Origin of the sequence: Shewanella indica (genome assembly GCF_033842865.1) — a bacterium.
GTDB lineage: Bacteria > Pseudomonadota > Gammaproteobacteria > Enterobacterales > Shewanellaceae > Shewanella > Shewanella indica.
In genome coordinates this window covers 4351992-4367543 of record NZ_JAWXXR010000001.1, presented here as the reverse complement: position 1 = coordinate 4367543, position 15552 = coordinate 4351992, and the positions used below count along the sequence as shown (strand labels likewise).

The following is a 15552-nucleotide window of genomic DNA, read 5'->3' as shown; positions in this document are numbered from 1 at the left end:
CCAAGAGGCCTAGGACAGCGCCCACTTTCTCTGGGTAGAGAGTCGGCGGTAACCGTGGTTCGAATCCGCTAAGGGATGCCACATTTTGCAGCGTTTAGTAAAACCTGTACTCCTTTCACAGAGTCTAAACAGTGAGTCCGGGGTTGGCTTAGCCTAGAGGCCTAGGACAGCGCCCACTTTCTCTGGGTAGAGAGTCGGCGGTAACCGTGGTTAGAATCCGCTAAGGGATGCCACATTTTGCAGTGTTTCGTAAAACCTGTACTCCTTTCACAGAGTCTAAACAGTGAGTCCGGGGTTGGCTTAGCCTAGAGGCCTAGGACAGCGCCCACTTTCTTTGGGTAGAGAGTCGGCGGTAACCGTGGTTAGAATTCCTTAGGGGATGCCACATTTTGCAGTGTTTCGTAAAACCTGTACTCTTTTCACAGAGTCTAAACGTGAGTCCGGGGTCCCCTTCGTCTAGAGGCCTAGGACACCGCCCTTTCACGGCGGTAACAGGGGTTCGAATCCCCTAGGGGATGCCACATTTTCCGAGAGATTTTGTTTTTGACAGAATTTCGGGGCTATAGCTCAGCTGGGAGAGCGCTTGCATGGCATGCAAGAGGTCGACGGTTCGATCCCGTCTAGCTCCACCAAATACTGTTATCACGGAGTGTGAACAGTGAGTCCGGGGTTGGCTTAGCCAAGAGGCCTAGGACAGCGCCCACTTTCTCTGGGTAGAGAGTCGGCGGTAACCGTGGTTCGAATCCGCTAAGGGATGCCACATTTTGCAGTGTTTCGCAAAACCTGTACTCCTTTCACAGAGTCTAAACGTGAGTCCGGGGTCCCCTTCGTCTAGAGGCCTAGGACACCGCCCTTTCACGGCGGTAACAGGGGTTCGAATCCCCTAGGGGATGCCACATTTTTCAAGAGATTTTGTTTTTGACAGAATTTCGGGGCTATAGCTCAGCTGGGAGAGCGCTTGCATGGCATGCAAGAGGTCGACGGTTCGATCCCGTCTAGCTCCACCATAGATTCTCTCTTCAAGAGAAACACTAACCACCTCAGGGTGGTTTTTTGTTATCTGTTTCTTTAACGTTTGCGTCCTAGCAAAAGTGCGCTCTAACCCCGAATGGCTTGTTAGAGTATTTATCCAACCATGTATCGAAACGTGGCTCTAAAATGCAGTTCTTATTAACTGCTCTTATCAGGCACAGGCCTCATTACCGATACGCCAGATTGTTTTGCCCGGATACCCGCCTAGTTACTACTTGAATAAAAAGTCGCTACTTGAATAAGTATGTGGCAGTTAGTCAAGGTGAGTGTCTCTTTATATGGTATGGAAGGCTTAAAAAACCAGGAAGCCGTGATGGCTTCCTGAAATGTTGTTCTATGCCGAAAAGCAGGGCGGTAAAGATATCTCAGTCTACACCGATAAAACCGCCTGTTTGGTGAGCCCACAGCTGGGCGTAAATTCCTTTGCTGCGGATCAGTTCCTGATGGCTGCCTTGTTCGACCACTTTGCCCTGATCCAGCACTATCAATCTATCCATTGCGGCTATGGTTGATAGTCTGTGGGCGATAGCGATAACGGTTTTTCCTTCCATCAGTTGATAGAGGCTTTCCTGAATTGCCGCTTCCACTTCCGAGTCGAGTGCCGAGGTGGCTTCATCCAGGATCAATATTGGCGCATCTTTCAATAACACTCTGGCGATGGCAATACGCTGCCTTTGACCGCCGGATAATTTGACGCCCCGTTCACCCACCTGGGCATCCAGCCCGGTATTTCCCGACGGATCTGTCAAATAGGCGATAAACTCACTGGCCTGGGCCTTGATGATTGCCTGCTCCAGTTCCTCTTCCGTGGCATCGGGACGACCATAAAGAATATTTTCTCTGATGGATCTGTGCAGCAAGGAGGTATCCTGAGTCACCATGCCTATCTGTGAGCGCAGCGAATCCTGGGTAACTTTACGGATATCCTGACCGTCTATCAGAATTTTTCCCTTTTCCACATCATGAAAACGCATCAGCAGATTGACCAAGGTGGACTTACCGGCACCCGAGCGCCCCACCAGACCGACTTTTTCACCTGGCTTGATCTGTAAATCCAGGCCTTCCAGCACACCGCTCTGTTCTCCATAGTGAAAGCTGACCTTATCGAAATCGATTTGCCCTTGCTCAACCAAAATGGCTTTGGCGTCTTCGGCATCCAGAATGCGGGTGGGTTTGGACAAGGTGCTCATACCATCGGCCACTGTCCCTATATTTTCAAACAGTGAGCTGATTTCCCACATTATCCATTGCGACATGCCGTTGAGGCGCAGAGCCAGGCTGACGGCAATCGCTATGGCGCCAACACTGATGGCACTGTCGCTCCAGAGCCAGATGGATACGGCTGCCACGCTAAAGGCCAGGAAATAGTTCAGTAGCTGCACACTGACGTTAATTCCGGTGACCAGACGCATCTGCCTGTGCACGGTATCCAGGAAGGTTTTCATGCTCGACTGCGCGTATTCGGCTTCCTGCTGGGTGTGGGAGAAGAGTTTGACCGTGGCAATATTGGTGTAGCTGTCGACGATTCGACCTGTCATGGTTGAGCGGGCATCGGCTTGCTCGGTAGACACGGCTTTCAACTTGGGCACGAAATACCACTGCAGGCCGATATAGATGGCAAGCCATGCCAACATGGGCAGCATCAAGCGCATATCGGCACTGGCGATCATCACCAACATGGAGGTGAAATACACCATTATGTAGACCAGCACGTCCAGGAGTTTCATCACGGTTTCCCGCACCGCAAGAGAGGTTTGCATCACCTTGGTGGCTATGCGGCCGGCAAAGTCGTCCTGATAGAAGGAAACACTCTGTTTCAACAAGTATTTGTGCGCCAGCCAGCGGATGGCCATCGGATAGTTGCCCAAGAGACTTTGGTAGACAATCAAGGCGTGCAGCAAGATGAGTACAGGCAAGAGCACGAGTACCAGCAAGGTCATGCCGAGTAACTTGAGTCCTTCATCCTGCAGCAGGGTTTGTGGATCCTTGTCTACCAGCCAGTCAACCAACTGCCCCATAAAGCCAAACAGCGACACTTCCAGCATGGCCAGAATTGCGGTCAATATTGACATCAATATCAACGGTCGTTCGAAACCTTTGGTGTAGTGGCGACAAAAAGCATAGAGCCCTTTGGGCGGTGGAGATGGTTCTATATCCGGCAGTGGATCCGTCCAGTGTTCAAAGCGGGAAAACAACGTCTTTATCATGGCCTTCTCTTGGCAAACTGTTATGGGCGATTTATCTCTTGGCAAAGAATGATTCTTGCCCGGTTATGCGGGCAGACATCGGGCCTTGCGGATCTGGAGTGATTTTTATTCAAGCCGTTCCAGCATACCCAATTTTTACCGGCAGGGCAGCTATTATTCCGGATCAACTGTTTGGGTTTAGTCTCGGGGTCCAGTTCCGTTTTCCGCTGGTTTCCCTCGTGTTTGCGGGGTAATCTGCATCCAGGTTATAGACGATAGCGAAACAGATGATGACGATTTTTACTGAGCTCAGCGCCGACACCTGCCGCCGGGCGAGACTCAGTCGCGATCCCAGGTTTGATGGCCGTTTCTTTATCGGGGTGAAGACGACGGGGATCTATTGCCGGCCTATCTGTCCGGCGGTGGCGCCGAAAGAGGAAAATGTCGAATATTTTTTCTCGGCCGCAGCCGCAGCAAATCAAGGTTTGCGCCCCTGTTTGCGCTGTCGGCCGGAAAGCGCGCCAGGTTCCTGTGCCTGGAAAGGCACGAGAACCACGCTGGAGCGGGCGGTAACTCTGATAGAGCAGGGCGCCTTGAGCGGCGAGTCGGCGAAAGGTGTCGAGCACTTGGCACTGCGTCTCGGGATCAGCAGTCGTTATCTGCGCAAGCTGTTTGTCGAAGCGCTGGGCCTGTCTCCCAAGCAATACGCTGCGTTTCAGCAATTGATGTTTGCCAAGCAGTTGCTGCACCAAACCCGGCTCCCTATCACGCAGGTGGCCTTGGCTGCGGGATACACGAGTATTCGCCGTTTCAACGAAGTGTTTCAGAGTCAGCTGCAGCTAACCCCGTCGGCACTCAGACGTAGCGCTGATACGCAAATGGACGACAGTAACAGGCTGCAACTGTTTTTGAGTTACCGGCCGCCTTATGCCTGGCAAGCGCTGCTTGATTTCTATCGCCTGCGGGCGGTAACAGGAATGGAGTGGTTTGAACTTAATGGCCGCCAGGGCTATGGTCGCAGCCTGTTACTCAACAGCGACAAAGGCGGGTTCAAAGCTTGGTTTTTTGCCGAGTTGCAGGCCTCGCAAAATAGAGTCGCAGTTACCCTGGCATTGGAAGAGGGCGCCGAGCTTAGCTTGTTGCCGGTATTGGTCAATCGGATAAGAAGGATATTGGATCTCGACGCTGATATGCAGCAGGTTGAGCAAGTGTTGCAACCTATCACACTGGCAGACTCCACCTTTGGTTGGGAGCCGGGGCTGAGGCTGCCGGCAGCAGGCTCTCTGTTTGAAGCCGGTGTGCGGGCTGTTCTGGGCCAGCAGGTCAGCGTTACCCAAGCCACAAAACTGTTGGGGCAGTTGGTGGCAGCCAGAGGTGAGCGGCGAGTTATCGCCGGGCGCGAAATCAGCTTCTTTCCCGAGCCCGAAAGTATGTTGGCGGCGGACTTTGACGAGTTGAAAATGCCCGCAAGCAGAAAGACGGCACTGGCCGAGTTGGCGCGTTTTCAGCTTGAGCATGGTGATACCGAGCCTGAGGCTTGGCTCAGTTTGAAAGGGATTGGCCCTTGGACCATAGCCTACGCCAGAATGCGCGGGTTGTCGGATCCTGATGTGTTGCTCGGCGGCGATTTGATAATCCGTAAACGTCTGCTCAGGCTACTTGTTGAAACAGCAATCTCGACCAAGGGTAACGAGAGTTTGGCTCAACTTAATCCTGATTCGGTTAAACAAGGCGCAGTTGCTCAGCATAAAGGCAATCAAGGTGCGGGCCATTACCAAGCATTACTGCAAGGTGTCACTGAAGCGGCGTCGCCCTGGGGCAGCTACCTTACTCTGCAACTTTGGCATTCGGCACAGCGCCCATAGACAGCTCGGAATGAAAGCACTGAATGAAAGCGCTGAATGAAGAGAATGGAATGGGTTGCAAAGGCATCTGTCAAACACCTATTCAAAAGCTATAAAATCAAAGGATTAATCCTATGAGTACACAAGATAATCCGAGCTTGGCCGTATCGTTGAGTAAAGAGTGGCCGATAGCAGAATTGCTGCCGGTGGCGGAGCTTAGCATGGATTCGGCTGTGGGCCGGCTGTGGCTTGCCGCAGGGCCCCATGGGCTGTCACATCTGTCGGTTTTGACGGGGGATGACAGAGAGCGCCGGATCCCGCTGGCGAGCGCGAGTACGGCGCAAAAGGCGCGGGCAGAGGCGATATTGACACAGACCAAGAGCCAGCTTTTGGAGTATTTTGCCGGCACCAGACAGGTCTTCGAACTGCCTTTGGCTCCCAAGGGGACACGCTTTCAACGCGCTGTTTGGCAGGCATTGGTGGGGTTGCCCTACGGCAGTTTTACCAGTTACGGTGAGCTGGCCGTAAAGATTGATAATCCCAAAGCTGTTCGCGCTGTCGGCACTGCCAATGGCGCCAACCCGATAGCGATTATCGTGCCTTGCCACAGAGTCATAGGCAAGGATGGCAAGTTGACCGGCTATGCCTGGGGCCTCGCCATGAAGCAACAATTGCTTGACTTGGAAGCCGGTCGTCCCAGTTAATCTTTTGGCATAAATCAACGAAACTCTCTATCGATTTGGGGTATTCTGAAGCCAAGCAAAAGTTGCGTATTACTGAGGAAAACACAGATGCAACCACTCTTTTGGCTGGAAGAGGGAGAGTTGGCAGGAAGCCGGGGGCCGGTAGGCCAGAACTGGGATTTTGATGAGCTGCAACGCTCCGGGATAGGCGCCATTCTTTCCTTGGCTGATAATATGGCTGGTAACTTGGCCGCCGATTGGCCTCAGTCGCCATTTGAGTTTGCCTGTATCCCTTTACCGAGTGGAGAAGCCCCGTCGGATGCCGATTTGCGGCTCTGCGTCGAGCAGTTACCCAAGGCACTCGACTTTATCCAGCGTCAGCGTGCGGCCGGTCTAGGGGTATTGGTACATTGTGAGTCGGGGCAAAACCGTACTTGCCTATTATTGGCCTACTACTTGATGGAGCATGGCGTGGCGCCGCTGCATGCAGTTGCCCGCATTCGTGCGGTGGCAGATGTTGCCTTTGAATCCCATGGTTGGGATCAGTTTGTGTTCGATGTGCTCTATGCTTTACAGGATTAACAAATTAACGCCGGAGGCGGGAATACTGGATCCCGGAACGAATTAATGCTTGAATACTCTTCATTATTTCGAAGAATATTCAGAATGTTGCCACAGTTTGGAATATTGCTGGTCCTCTTGTCCTTGCTTAGCGCTTGCAGTTCGGCACCGACACGGGATCCCGCATACAGCGACTCCAGCTATCTGGCAACGCCGGAGAGTTCTGTCTTGCTGGATTATCTGGAACCTCAATTGTCCATCCACCCATCGCAGACGGGTGTGCTGCCGTTGGCCGAAGGTGTCGATGCCTTCATTGCCAGGTTGGCGCTTATCCGCAGTGCCCAGAGCAGTATCGATCTGCAGTACTACATTTATCGGGCCGATGAAACCGGCAAAACCCTGGTGTGGCAACTGTTGGAAGCTGCCGAGCGCGGCGTGCGGGTAAGGCTGCTGCTTGATGATACCACGAGTGCGCCGCTCGAATCCGGACTGGCGGCCTTAAATCATCATCCCAATATTCAGGTTCGCCTCTATAACCCGGTATATTCCCGCACCTTCAGAGGCTTGTCTTGGCTGTTCAGTTTCGCCCGCTTGAACCACAGAATGCACAATAAGTCGCTGACGGTGGACAACATGGTTTCTGTGGTGGGAGGGCGCAACATAGGCAATGAGTATTTTTCCGCTAACGATGAACTTGAGTTCGGTGACTTTGACTTGCTCGCCATAGGCGAGGCGATACCGGCTATCTCTGATCAGTTTGATCTTTACTGGAATGCGCCGCTGACTATTCCGCTTGAGCAATTGCTGCCCAAGCGTCTGACCCGGGAAAAATTGCTGCAGGCCGATGCCAAGATGCGGCAGGAACAGCAGGCGATGCAGGATCACCCCTATTATCAGCGCTTGTTGCAGAGCCAGTTGATAACGAACATGGAGCAGCAGCAACTCGACTGGTATTGGGGCGAAGCCAAGGTGTTGTTCGACCCGCCCGATAAGCTGCGCAGCGCCGAGCCCGAGAGTTGGATGCTGGCCGATATCGGTCGTTTTCTGTCCCAGGTTGAAAACAACATACTGATCATCTCGCCCTATTTTGTGCCCACATCCAAAGGGGCAGATGCCCTGGCACAGGCGGTAGCCAATGGCATTGAGGTTACTGTGGTGACCAATAGCCTGGCAGCCACAGATGTAGTGGCCGTGCATGGTGGCTACAAGAAGTATCGTCGGCAACTACTGGAAGCCGGTGTCAGCCTCTATGAAGTCAAGGCTGACCCCGACCATAAGCCTTCTTCATGGCGCGGCAGCTCACGCACCAGCTTACATGCCAAAACTTTTGTGCTGGACGGCGAAGATGTGTTCGTCGGTTCGTTCAATTTTGATCCCCGTTCTGCCTGGATCAATACTGAAATGGGCATACTGCTACATCAGCCCGAGCTTGCCGAACACATGCAGCGGCAACTGGGCGGCGCCTTACTACGTAATGCTTACCGCTTGGCGCTGGAGGAGGATGAGCTGGTGTGGCATGACGATGCCAAACAAGAGGTGTTCTATAACGAGCCCGCCGCCGGTTTCTGGCGCCGTCTCAGCGCCGATATTCTCAGCCTTTTGCCTATTGAGTCGCAATTGTGAATTGCAGCTGACCACCATAGGTTCAAGCCTGTGTTATCCTGAAGCGTTTAACTTATTGTCTGTAATGGTGTTGTTATGAAGAGTAAGGCCAATCAATCTCAGGGACTGCTGCTGTTTCATCTGTCGGCAAGCCAGCTGTTTGCCATAGGTACCCTGAAGATCCGTGAGTTGGTACCTTATATGCCACTAAACCAGATCCCCCAATCTCATCCGGCTGTGATGGGGGCGGTAAACTTCAGAGGACATACCATTCCTGTAGTGGATATGGCGGCGGCCGTTGGTTATCGCCCGGTTACCGCAGAGGAGCGCAAGAGTTGCTTTATCATCATCACAGATTGTCAGCGGATGGAGATAGGCTTTCTGGTTCGCGGTATCGACAAGATCCTCGAATGTAACTGGCGTGATATTGAATCACCGCCGGATAACCTGGGACGCAATGCTTATCTCACCGGAGTGACTCGTTACGACAATAAGCTGGTGCAATTGCTGGATGTTGAGTTGCTGCTGTCAAAGATTTTCCCGATTGCGGCCCAGAGTGTGGCCATGCTGACCGATGTGCAAAGGGAAAGGTTGAAACCGCTGCGGATCTTGTTGGTGGACGACTCTAAAGTAGCCAGAAAGCAACTGTCTGATGCGCTGGACTCCATTAATATCCCTTATGAGGTCACCTCAAACGGTGCCCAGGCTTTGGCTATCATGGAAAAGGCCGCGGCCGAAAAGCGCCCAGTGGATCTCCTAGTGAGTGACATCGAAATGCCGGGTCTGGATGGTTATGAGCTCGCCTTTGAGGTGAGAGACAAACCGGCACTCGCCGGAGCTTACATTATCCTGCATACCTCGCTGTCCAGTGAGATCAGTGTCAGCCAGGCGCACCAGGTAGGTGCCAACGAAGCCCTCACCAAGTTCGATGCCCATGAACTTATTGATGCCATGCTCAGAGGCGCCAAAATTGCACAAGATAGTCAAAAATGACATCACTGTTGCCAAAATGCGTGCTCAGGGTTATCCAGACGACACAAATAGGCTTCAAAGCTAGACATTAGCGGTTTCATCCGCTAAAAACGTAACTCCTGTGGCACTGGTGCCAGAAAGATAATAACGACAGGTCAGGCAATGAACCAATCTTCTTTACTTTTGGCCCGATTGGCCAAGAGCAGTCTTGTACTGCAAATCCTTTTGGGGATCATCGCGGGCATGGGGCTCGCACACTTTGCTCCGGAATGGGCAAAGAGCGTTTCTTTTCTTGGAGATCTTTTTGTCGGCGCGCTTAAGGCGATCGCGCCGATCCTGGTATTTCTGCTGGTGGCGGCATCGATTGCCAATCAGAAGAAAAATACCAAGAGCAATATGCGGCCAATTATCGCCTTGTACCTGTTCGGTACTTTTGCCTCGGCACTTACAGCTGTGGTAATGAGCTTTATGTTTCCCACCACACTCAAGCTCAGGGCGCCTGAACAGTTGTTAACGCCGCCGCAAGGTATTCTGGAAGTTCTCAATACCCTGCTGTTCAAATTGGTCGACAACCCAGTCAATGCTCTGATGAATGCCAACTATATCGGTATTCTGGCATGGGGTATTGGTCTTGGATTGGCACTGCATCATTCCAGTGATTCGACCAAACAGGTATTTGCCGATGTCAGTCATGGTATCTCACAGATGGTGCGCTTTATTATCCGCTTGGCGCCGATAGGCATTTTCGGTCTGGTGGCCGTGACCTTTGCCGAGAGCGGTTTTGAGGAAGTGTACAATTATGGCCGTCTGCTAGGCGTCTTGCTGGGAAGCATGGCTATCATAGCCCTGGTGGTGAACCCGCTCTTGGTGTTCTACAAGACAAGACGCAATCCTTACCCATTGGTGTTCGCTTGCCTCAGAGAGAGTGGCGTAACCGCCTTCTTTACCCGTTCGAGCGCCGCCAATATTCCGGTGAACATGGCCTTGTGTGAGCGCCTCAAACTGCATAAAGACACCTATTCGGTTTCTATTCCTCTGGGGGCCACTATCAACATGGGCGGCGCGGCAATTACCATTACCGTACTGACCCTGGCTGCTGTGCATACCACGGGAACCAGTGTCGACTTGCCAACTGCCTTGCTGTTGAGCCTGGTGGCCGCCGTGTCGGCTTGTGGTGCCTCCGGGGTAGCCGGTGGTTCATTGCTGCTGATCCCTCTGGCTTGTAGCTTGTTTGGCATCAGTGACAGCATTGCCATTCAGGTGGTGGCCGTGGGCTTTGTTATCGGGGTTATTCAGGATGCGGCTGAAACTGCGCTGAACTCTTCCACTGATGTGTTGTTTACCGCGGCAGTCTGCCAGGCCGAAGATCGCAAGCTAAGCTAAGGAAGGTGCGAACAAGCCCCATGTGTGCTCTGCGTCGACTTACAGGCCTGGGTGCAAGGCGTGGTTCGCAGCAAATGGCCCTAGTCCTTTGCAAGAAGCATTCCCTAGGAAACATTGTTGAAGATACAGGGCGGCCTCTGGGCCGCCCTTTGTTTTTGGTCCCCATTTGCCACGGTGTGACCGTTCAAACGGCCGGTGGTAAGGGGATTGTGTGAGTTATTCCATAAATTGCTTAAATTCTCCGCAATAAGTGATCTTGATCACACTTTTATTTTGTCACTGGGCTACACTGCGCACATTCGAGAGATTTCATTCTAACTTATTGGTTTTTAATGATTTGGAATCAAATTTTTCACTTTTATGTTACTTTTGGCCGGGTAAAGGGGCACTATGAGTTCTATGCTTAATGTCATGCATTTGGGGTCAGCCAAAGAGGCTGGGCTGACATGGTTTAAGGGTATGGATATGTCTGGAGTAGAAAAGCGCAAGCGTCTGCACCGACAGAACGAACAACAGCGAGAATTTCTTGGTTGTTGGCAGGATAGTCGCCCAGGCAGTGGTGAAGAACTGACCTTGTATCGTCAAGGTGGCAAGCTGTTTCTGGAAACCTGGTTCAGCGATGGTTGCCACAGCGTGGATGAGATGAAGTCCAAACAGACCAATGCCGGTTTATGTCTGGAAGATATGGGTGGTAACCTGTTTGGTGAATACTTTATTTTAACCGCAGAGGGCAAGCTGCAGTTTTGCACTGAAGGAGGCGATAGCTTCAGTCTGGAACCCAAATCAGTGATGAGTGCTTAATAATTGTTTGACTCATTGTAAAAAAAGAAAACGCCCGCTAAGCGGGCGTTTTCTTTAGCTGCTTTTTCTAAGGCTTTCTTTATCAAGCCTTGCAAGGGTCAGAAAGGCGACAGGCTGACAAAATGCATCTCGGCACCCGAGTAAGGGTGGCAAAATGCCAGGCTGGCAGCATGCAGACAGAGTCGCGGACGGGCATTTTCAATCTCACATCCACCATAGAAATCATCCCCTAAAATCGGATGCCCCAATGCGAGCATGTGGACTCTGAGCTGATGAGTCCGGCCGGTTTCCGGTTGTAATGCCACCAGGCTGGAATCCTCACGGCGCTCAAGCACTTTGTAGTGAGTGACCGCTCTCTTACCTTGCTCTGAGACTTGCTGCAGCGGTGGGTTGGCCTTATCCGCTGCCAGAGGCAAGTCGATAACACCGGCTGGCTGTTCAAGATGTCCAGCCACCTCGGCCACATACAGTTTATCGCTTTGCCGTTCCTGAAACTGAGTCTTGAGACTGGACTCGGCGGCTTTGTTGCGGGCGAAAACCATTATCCCTGAAGTGGCGCAGTCCAGCCTGTGCACCAATATGGTTTCCGGATACAGGCGCTGTAAGCGGGTGAGGGCGCAATCATGGGTTACGGCGGCGCGGCCAGGGTTGGATAACAGCCCGGATGGCTTGTTGATGATAATAATATCGCGATCCAGATAGCGGATATCGAGCCAGGGCAGGGCCGGTGGGCGGTACTCAAAAACTTGCATGAACTCTCCTTCGTGAAGGCGCAATTTTAACAAAGCCATGGGCCCGGCAAAAGTGGCTTTGTGGGTTCAACCGAAGCGGCCCTTGGGCTGGGTTTAGATCAAAGAAATTCCGCGGGTGTCTTTCTGGCCCATATCCGGCTGTAAGCCATCAATTGTGGGTAAAAGGTTCGAAAGGCGATTTCAATTTCAGTATCGAGTTTTTGCAGCGCTTGTTGGGCACCGTTGAACAGCTCAGGTTTTGAAAGTCGGCGACTCACACCGGTTACAGCACTGTTGAGCCCCTGGCGACTTTGATAATTCAACAGCCAATTTTGCTGCTCCATCACTGGCGCCAGTTTGGCTAAGCCTTCGGGTAGGGATTGCGTTTGTCTGAGGCTCTCGTAGGCCTTATCGCAAAAGGCAGCCAAAGGTTGATGATGATATTCCTCCCAGTACTTTGCCAGCATATGGTCAAAGGCCAAATCCATCAGTACAGGTGCCACTCTGGCAAGCGGTTTGGGGAAAGTACGCACTAACTCGCGGGTTAATTCGTGGCTATCGGTCAACTTGTCTATCTGTCTGTGGAGCCAGAGCCCCTGCTGCAAATGTTTGGGAAACTGTTGAATATTGCCTTTGGCAAAGTCGCCGGCGAGATTGGCGCCGAGAGATGTTTGGCTGATATCGGCCAGATGCAGGTGTGCAAGGAAGTTCATATTGGTTACTGGGTGTCGAATTCGCCCTCAAGTTACCATGACAAGCCGGCAAATGAAAATAGTCTCTGACGCTGGTGAATGTTCTCTTTTTGCTCAGTGGAAAAAGATGCTACGCTTAGCGTTCGGTGACACAGAGGATCAAGGATGATGTGGGACTGGTTCAATAAACTTATCAACAAAACGCCAAGGCCCCAGAGGCGCAGGGTAGATATAGATATTCCGTTCGAGCAACTCGAATATCGGCGCGAGCCCTTCGATGACAACAAGCCCCTTGCCGAAAAGGCAAACGAACCGCTGGAGCCTTGATCTTAACGCCTCAAATCCCTAGACTAGCCGCCGTTTCCAGCTAAGCCGAGGCCCATTCATGCGTGTAGCAGACTTTTCTTTCGATCTTCCAGAGGAACTGATTGCCAAGTTCCCTATGGAGAAACGCAGTGCGTCCAGATTACTCACTCTGGATGGTAACAGCGGGGCTCTTAGCGACTGCCGCTTCACCGAGTTGTTGAACCTGGTTCAACCCGGCGATCTCATGGTATTCAACAATACCCGGGTTATTCCGGCACGCCTGTTCGGGCAGAAGGCAACCGGCGGTAAGCTGGAAATCCTGGTGGAACGGATGCTGGATGACAAGCGGGTGCTTGCTCATGTGCGTAGTTCAAAGTCGCCGAAGGAAGGCAGTGAAATTTTGCTCGATGGCGGCTTCAAAATGTTGATGCTGGCACGTCACGACGCGCTGTTTGAACTTGAACTGGTATCCGGTCCGAGTGTGCTTGAAGTGCTGGAGCAGGTAGGCCATATGCCGTTGCCGCCTTATATCGACCGTCCCGATGAAGATGCCGACAAAGAGCGCTATCAGACAGTTTATAACCAAACTCCGGGCGCGGTTGCGGCGCCGACGGCCGGTTTGCACTTTGATGACAATATGTTGGCCGAGCTGAAAGCCAAAGGCGTGGATATCGCCTTTGTGACTCTGCATGTTGGTGCCGGTACTTTTCAGCCGGTACGGGTCGACAACATACTGGAACATAAGATGCACTCTGAGTGGGCCGAAGTGCCGGCCGAGGTGGTCGCTAAAATCCATAACACCAAGGCGGCCGAAAAAAGGGTGATCGCGGTGGGCACAACCTCCGTGCGTTCGCTCGAGAGCGCTGCTCGCGCGAGTGAAGGCGAACTGCAGGCTTTCAAAGGGGATACAGATATTTTCATCTATCCCGGATATGAGTTTCAGGTAGTGGATGCCATGGTCACTAATTTCCACCTGCCGGAGTCGACTCTTATTATGTTGGTCAGTGCTTTTGCCGGCTTTGATGAGGTAATGAACGCCTATCGGCACGCGATTGCCGAAAAATACCGCTTTTTCAGTTACGGTGATGCCATGTTTGTGACTAAAAAAGCTCACTGATTACGACTTTTGCTTTAAAATACCCGCCTCAATGAGCGGGTATTTTGTCTTAAGGGTGAACCTTTTGCCTTTTCGACCCTCTGTTGTTTAAACACTGCGGCCCGAGTCCGCGCAATTAAGGTCAGACTGTTTCTCTGACGAGGTAAATCATGAAATTTGAATTGGATACTACTGATGGCCGCGCGCGCCGAGGCCGATTGATTTTTGAACGAGGTACGGTCGAGACTCCGGCCTTTATGCCGGTTGGAACATACGGCACTGTGAAGGGGATGACTCCGGAAGAAGTGCGTGCCACCGGAGCCGATATTCTGCTGGGGAACACTTTCCACCTCTGGCTGCGCCCAGGTGAAGAGATCATGCGTAAGCATGGTGATCTGCACGATTTCATGAACTGGCAACGGCCGATTCTCACCGACTCGGGTGGTTTCCAGGTTTTCAGCCTAGGTGATATCCGCAAGATCACCGAAGAAGGGGTGCATTTCCGCTCGCCCATCAATGGCGAAAAGATTTTCATGGATGCCGAGAAGTCGATGCAGATCCAATATTCGCTCGGCTCGGATGTGGTGATGATTTTTGATGAGTGCACGCCGTATCCTGCCACTCACGACGAAGCCCGCAAGTCGATGCAGATGTCACTGCGCTGGGCAAAACGTTCACGGGACGAGTTCGACCGCCTGGAAAATCCCAACTCACTGTTTGGGATTATTCAGGGCAGTGTCTATGAAGATCTGCGTGATGAAAGCCTCAAGGGCTTGTTGGAAATAGGTTTTGACGGCTATGCCGTCGGCGGCTTGGCTGTAGGGGAACCCAAGGCGGACATGCACAGAGTACTGGAGCATGTTTGCCCGCAGATCCCAACAGACAAGCCTCGTTATTTGATGGGGGTAGGCAAACCGGAGGATCTGGTTGAAGGCGTGCGTCGCGGTATCGACATGTTTGACTGTGTGATGCCAACCCGTAATGCCCGCAACGGCCACTTGTTTGTCACAGAAGGTGTTATCAAGATCCGCAATGCGCGGCATCGTGACGACACATCACCGCTGGATCCGGAATGTGACTGCTATACCTGTAAGAACTACTCACGGGCATATCTGTACCATCTGGACCGCTGTAATGAAATTCTCGGGGCCCGTCTCAATACCATACATAACCTGCGTTACTACCAAAGGTTAATGGAAGGTTTGCGCGGCGCCATTGAGACAGGTACATTAGACGCCTTTGTGAAGGACTTCTATGGTCGTCAAGGCCGTGAAGTACCTGAATTGGTGGATTGATTTTATTTGCTGATAAGAAGAGAAAAATATGTTTATTTCAAATGCTTACGCTAGTGCGGCCGGTGCTCCTCAGTCTGGCGGTACCATGGAATTGGTGTTCATGCTGGTGATCTTCGGTCTGATCTTCTATTTCATGATCTTCCGTCCTCAGTCCAAGCGTGTTAAAGAGCACAAAAATCTGATGGCGTCCCTGGGTAAGGGCGACGAAGTCCTGACCAGTGGTGGCATCATAGGCAAAATCGCCAAGATCAGCGATGAGAATGATTATGTTCTGCTGAGCCTGAACGACAGCACCCAGATCACCATCAAAAAAGATTATATCGCGGCGGTATTGCCAAAAGGCTCTATCCAGTCGCTATAAGCCAAGG

14 protein-coding genes and 4 tRNA genes are annotated in these 15552 nt (G+C 52.1%); 15 read left to right on the top strand and 3 right to left on the bottom strand.

Features of this window, described 5'->3' with window-relative positions; genetic code table 11:
- The first annotated feature begins 445 nt into the window (after positions 1 to 445).
- The 4 genes from SIL79_RS19570 (at position 446) to SIL79_RS19555 (ending at position 1007) form a co-directional block, all read left to right on the top strand.
- Positions 446 to 521, top strand: a tRNA-Glu gene (locus tag SIL79_RS19570).
- A gap of 35 nt (positions 522 to 556) precedes the next feature.
- A tRNA-Ala gene (locus tag SIL79_RS19565) sits at positions 557 to 632 on the top strand.
- 188 nt (positions 633 to 820) lie between these two features.
- Positions 821 to 896 (top strand) — tRNA-Glu (locus SIL79_RS19560).
- A gap of 35 nt (positions 897 to 931) precedes the next feature.
- A tRNA-Ala gene (locus SIL79_RS19555) sits at positions 932 to 1007 on the top strand.
- Positions 1008 to 1397: 390 nt separating this feature from the next.
- On the opposite strand, the gene SIL79_RS19550 is transcribed toward SIL79_RS19555, so the two are convergent.
- On the bottom strand, positions 1398 to 3227 hold the full coding sequence (locus SIL79_RS19550; RefSeq protein ID WP_319619978.1) for an ABC transporter ATP-binding protein: 1830 nt from the start codon (positions 3225 to 3227) through the stop codon (positions 1398 to 1400).
- Between the two features lie 278 nt (positions 3228 to 3505).
- Between SIL79_RS19550 and SIL79_RS19545 the strand changes: the two genes are divergently transcribed.
- The 7 genes from SIL79_RS19545 to SIL79_RS19515 all read left to right on the top strand — a co-directional run bounded on the left by SIL79_RS19545 (position 3506) and on the right by SIL79_RS19515 (position 11064).
- The gene (locus SIL79_RS19545; protein ID WP_071476485.1) at positions 3506 to 5083 is read left to right on the top strand and encodes a DNA-3-methyladenine glycosylase 2 family protein; all 1578 of its coding nucleotides are present in this window, start codon (positions 3506 to 3508) and stop codon (positions 5081 to 5083) included.
- Between the two features lie 113 nt (positions 5084 to 5196).
- Positions 5197 to 5766, top strand: coding sequence for a methylated-DNA--[protein]-cysteine S-methyltransferase (locus SIL79_RS19540; RefSeq protein ID WP_052248027.1), 570 nt, complete (start codon positions 5197 to 5199; stop codon positions 5764 to 5766).
- 87 nt (positions 5767 to 5853) lie between these two features.
- Complete coding sequence (locus SIL79_RS19535; RefSeq protein WP_039033813.1) at positions 5854 to 6327, top strand: phosphatase domain-containing protein; 474 nt, start codon at positions 5854 to 5856, stop codon at positions 6325 to 6327.
- An 84-nt stretch (positions 6328 to 6411) separates the two neighbouring features.
- Entirely contained in the window at positions 6412 to 7929 is a 1518-nt protein-coding gene (locus tag SIL79_RS19530) for a phospholipase D family protein (RefSeq protein ID WP_052248028.1), read from the top strand.
- A 75-nt stretch (positions 7930 to 8004) separates the two neighbouring features.
- Positions 8005 to 8901, top strand: a complete 897-nt coding sequence (locus SIL79_RS19525) for a chemotaxis protein (protein WP_071476484.1) — start codon at positions 8005 to 8007, stop codon at positions 8899 to 8901.
- A gap of 141 nt (positions 8902 to 9042) precedes the next feature.
- Positions 9043 to 10263, top strand: a complete 1221-nt coding sequence (gene sstT / locus SIL79_RS19520; protein WP_071476483.1) for a serine/threonine transporter SstT — start codon at positions 9043 to 9045, stop codon at positions 10261 to 10263.
- Positions 10264 to 10728: 465 nt separating this feature from the next.
- Positions 10729 to 11064, top strand: coding sequence for a hypothetical protein (locus SIL79_RS19515; protein WP_233962769.1), 336 nt, complete (start codon positions 10729 to 10731; stop codon positions 11062 to 11064).
- Between the two features lie 98 nt (positions 11065 to 11162).
- Here SIL79_RS19515 and SIL79_RS19510 read toward each other — a convergent pair whose 3' ends face one another.
- Together SIL79_RS19510 and SIL79_RS19505 are read right to left on the bottom strand one after the other, a co-directional pair.
- On the bottom strand, positions 11163 to 11816 hold the full coding sequence (locus tag SIL79_RS19510; protein WP_039033816.1) for an RluA family pseudouridine synthase: 654 nt from the start codon (positions 11814 to 11816) through the stop codon (positions 11163 to 11165).
- A 98-nt stretch (positions 11817 to 11914) separates the two neighbouring features.
- Complete coding sequence (locus tag SIL79_RS19505; protein WP_039033817.1) at positions 11915 to 12508, bottom strand: acyl carrier protein phosphodiesterase; 594 nt, start codon at positions 12506 to 12508, stop codon at positions 11915 to 11917.
- Between the two features lie 144 nt (positions 12509 to 12652).
- Between SIL79_RS19505 and SIL79_RS19500 the strand changes: the two genes are divergently transcribed.
- The 4 genes from SIL79_RS19500 (at position 12653) to yajC (ending at position 15545) form a co-directional block, all read left to right on the top strand.
- Positions 12653 to 12814 (top strand): hypothetical protein, encoded by a 162-nt coding sequence (locus SIL79_RS19500; RefSeq protein WP_157823027.1) that lies wholly within the window; start codon positions 12653 to 12655, stop codon positions 12812 to 12814.
- 58 nt (positions 12815 to 12872) lie between these two features.
- Complete coding sequence (gene queA, locus SIL79_RS19495; RefSeq protein WP_319619901.1) at positions 12873 to 13910, top strand: tRNA preQ1(34) S-adenosylmethionine ribosyltransferase-isomerase QueA; 1038 nt, start codon at positions 12873 to 12875, stop codon at positions 13908 to 13910.
- Positions 13911 to 14059: 149 nt separating this feature from the next.
- A complete protein-coding gene (gene tgt / locus SIL79_RS19490; protein WP_071476480.1) occupies positions 14060 to 15184 on the top strand; it encodes a tRNA guanosine(34) transglycosylase Tgt in 1125 nt (374 codons plus the stop codon).
- 28 nt (positions 15185 to 15212) lie between these two features.
- The gene (gene yajC / locus SIL79_RS19485) at positions 15213 to 15545 is read left to right on the top strand and encodes a preprotein translocase subunit YajC (protein ID WP_025011473.1); all 333 of its coding nucleotides are present in this window, start codon (positions 15213 to 15215) and stop codon (positions 15543 to 15545) included.
- Positions 15546 to 15552: the final 7 nt, after the last annotated feature.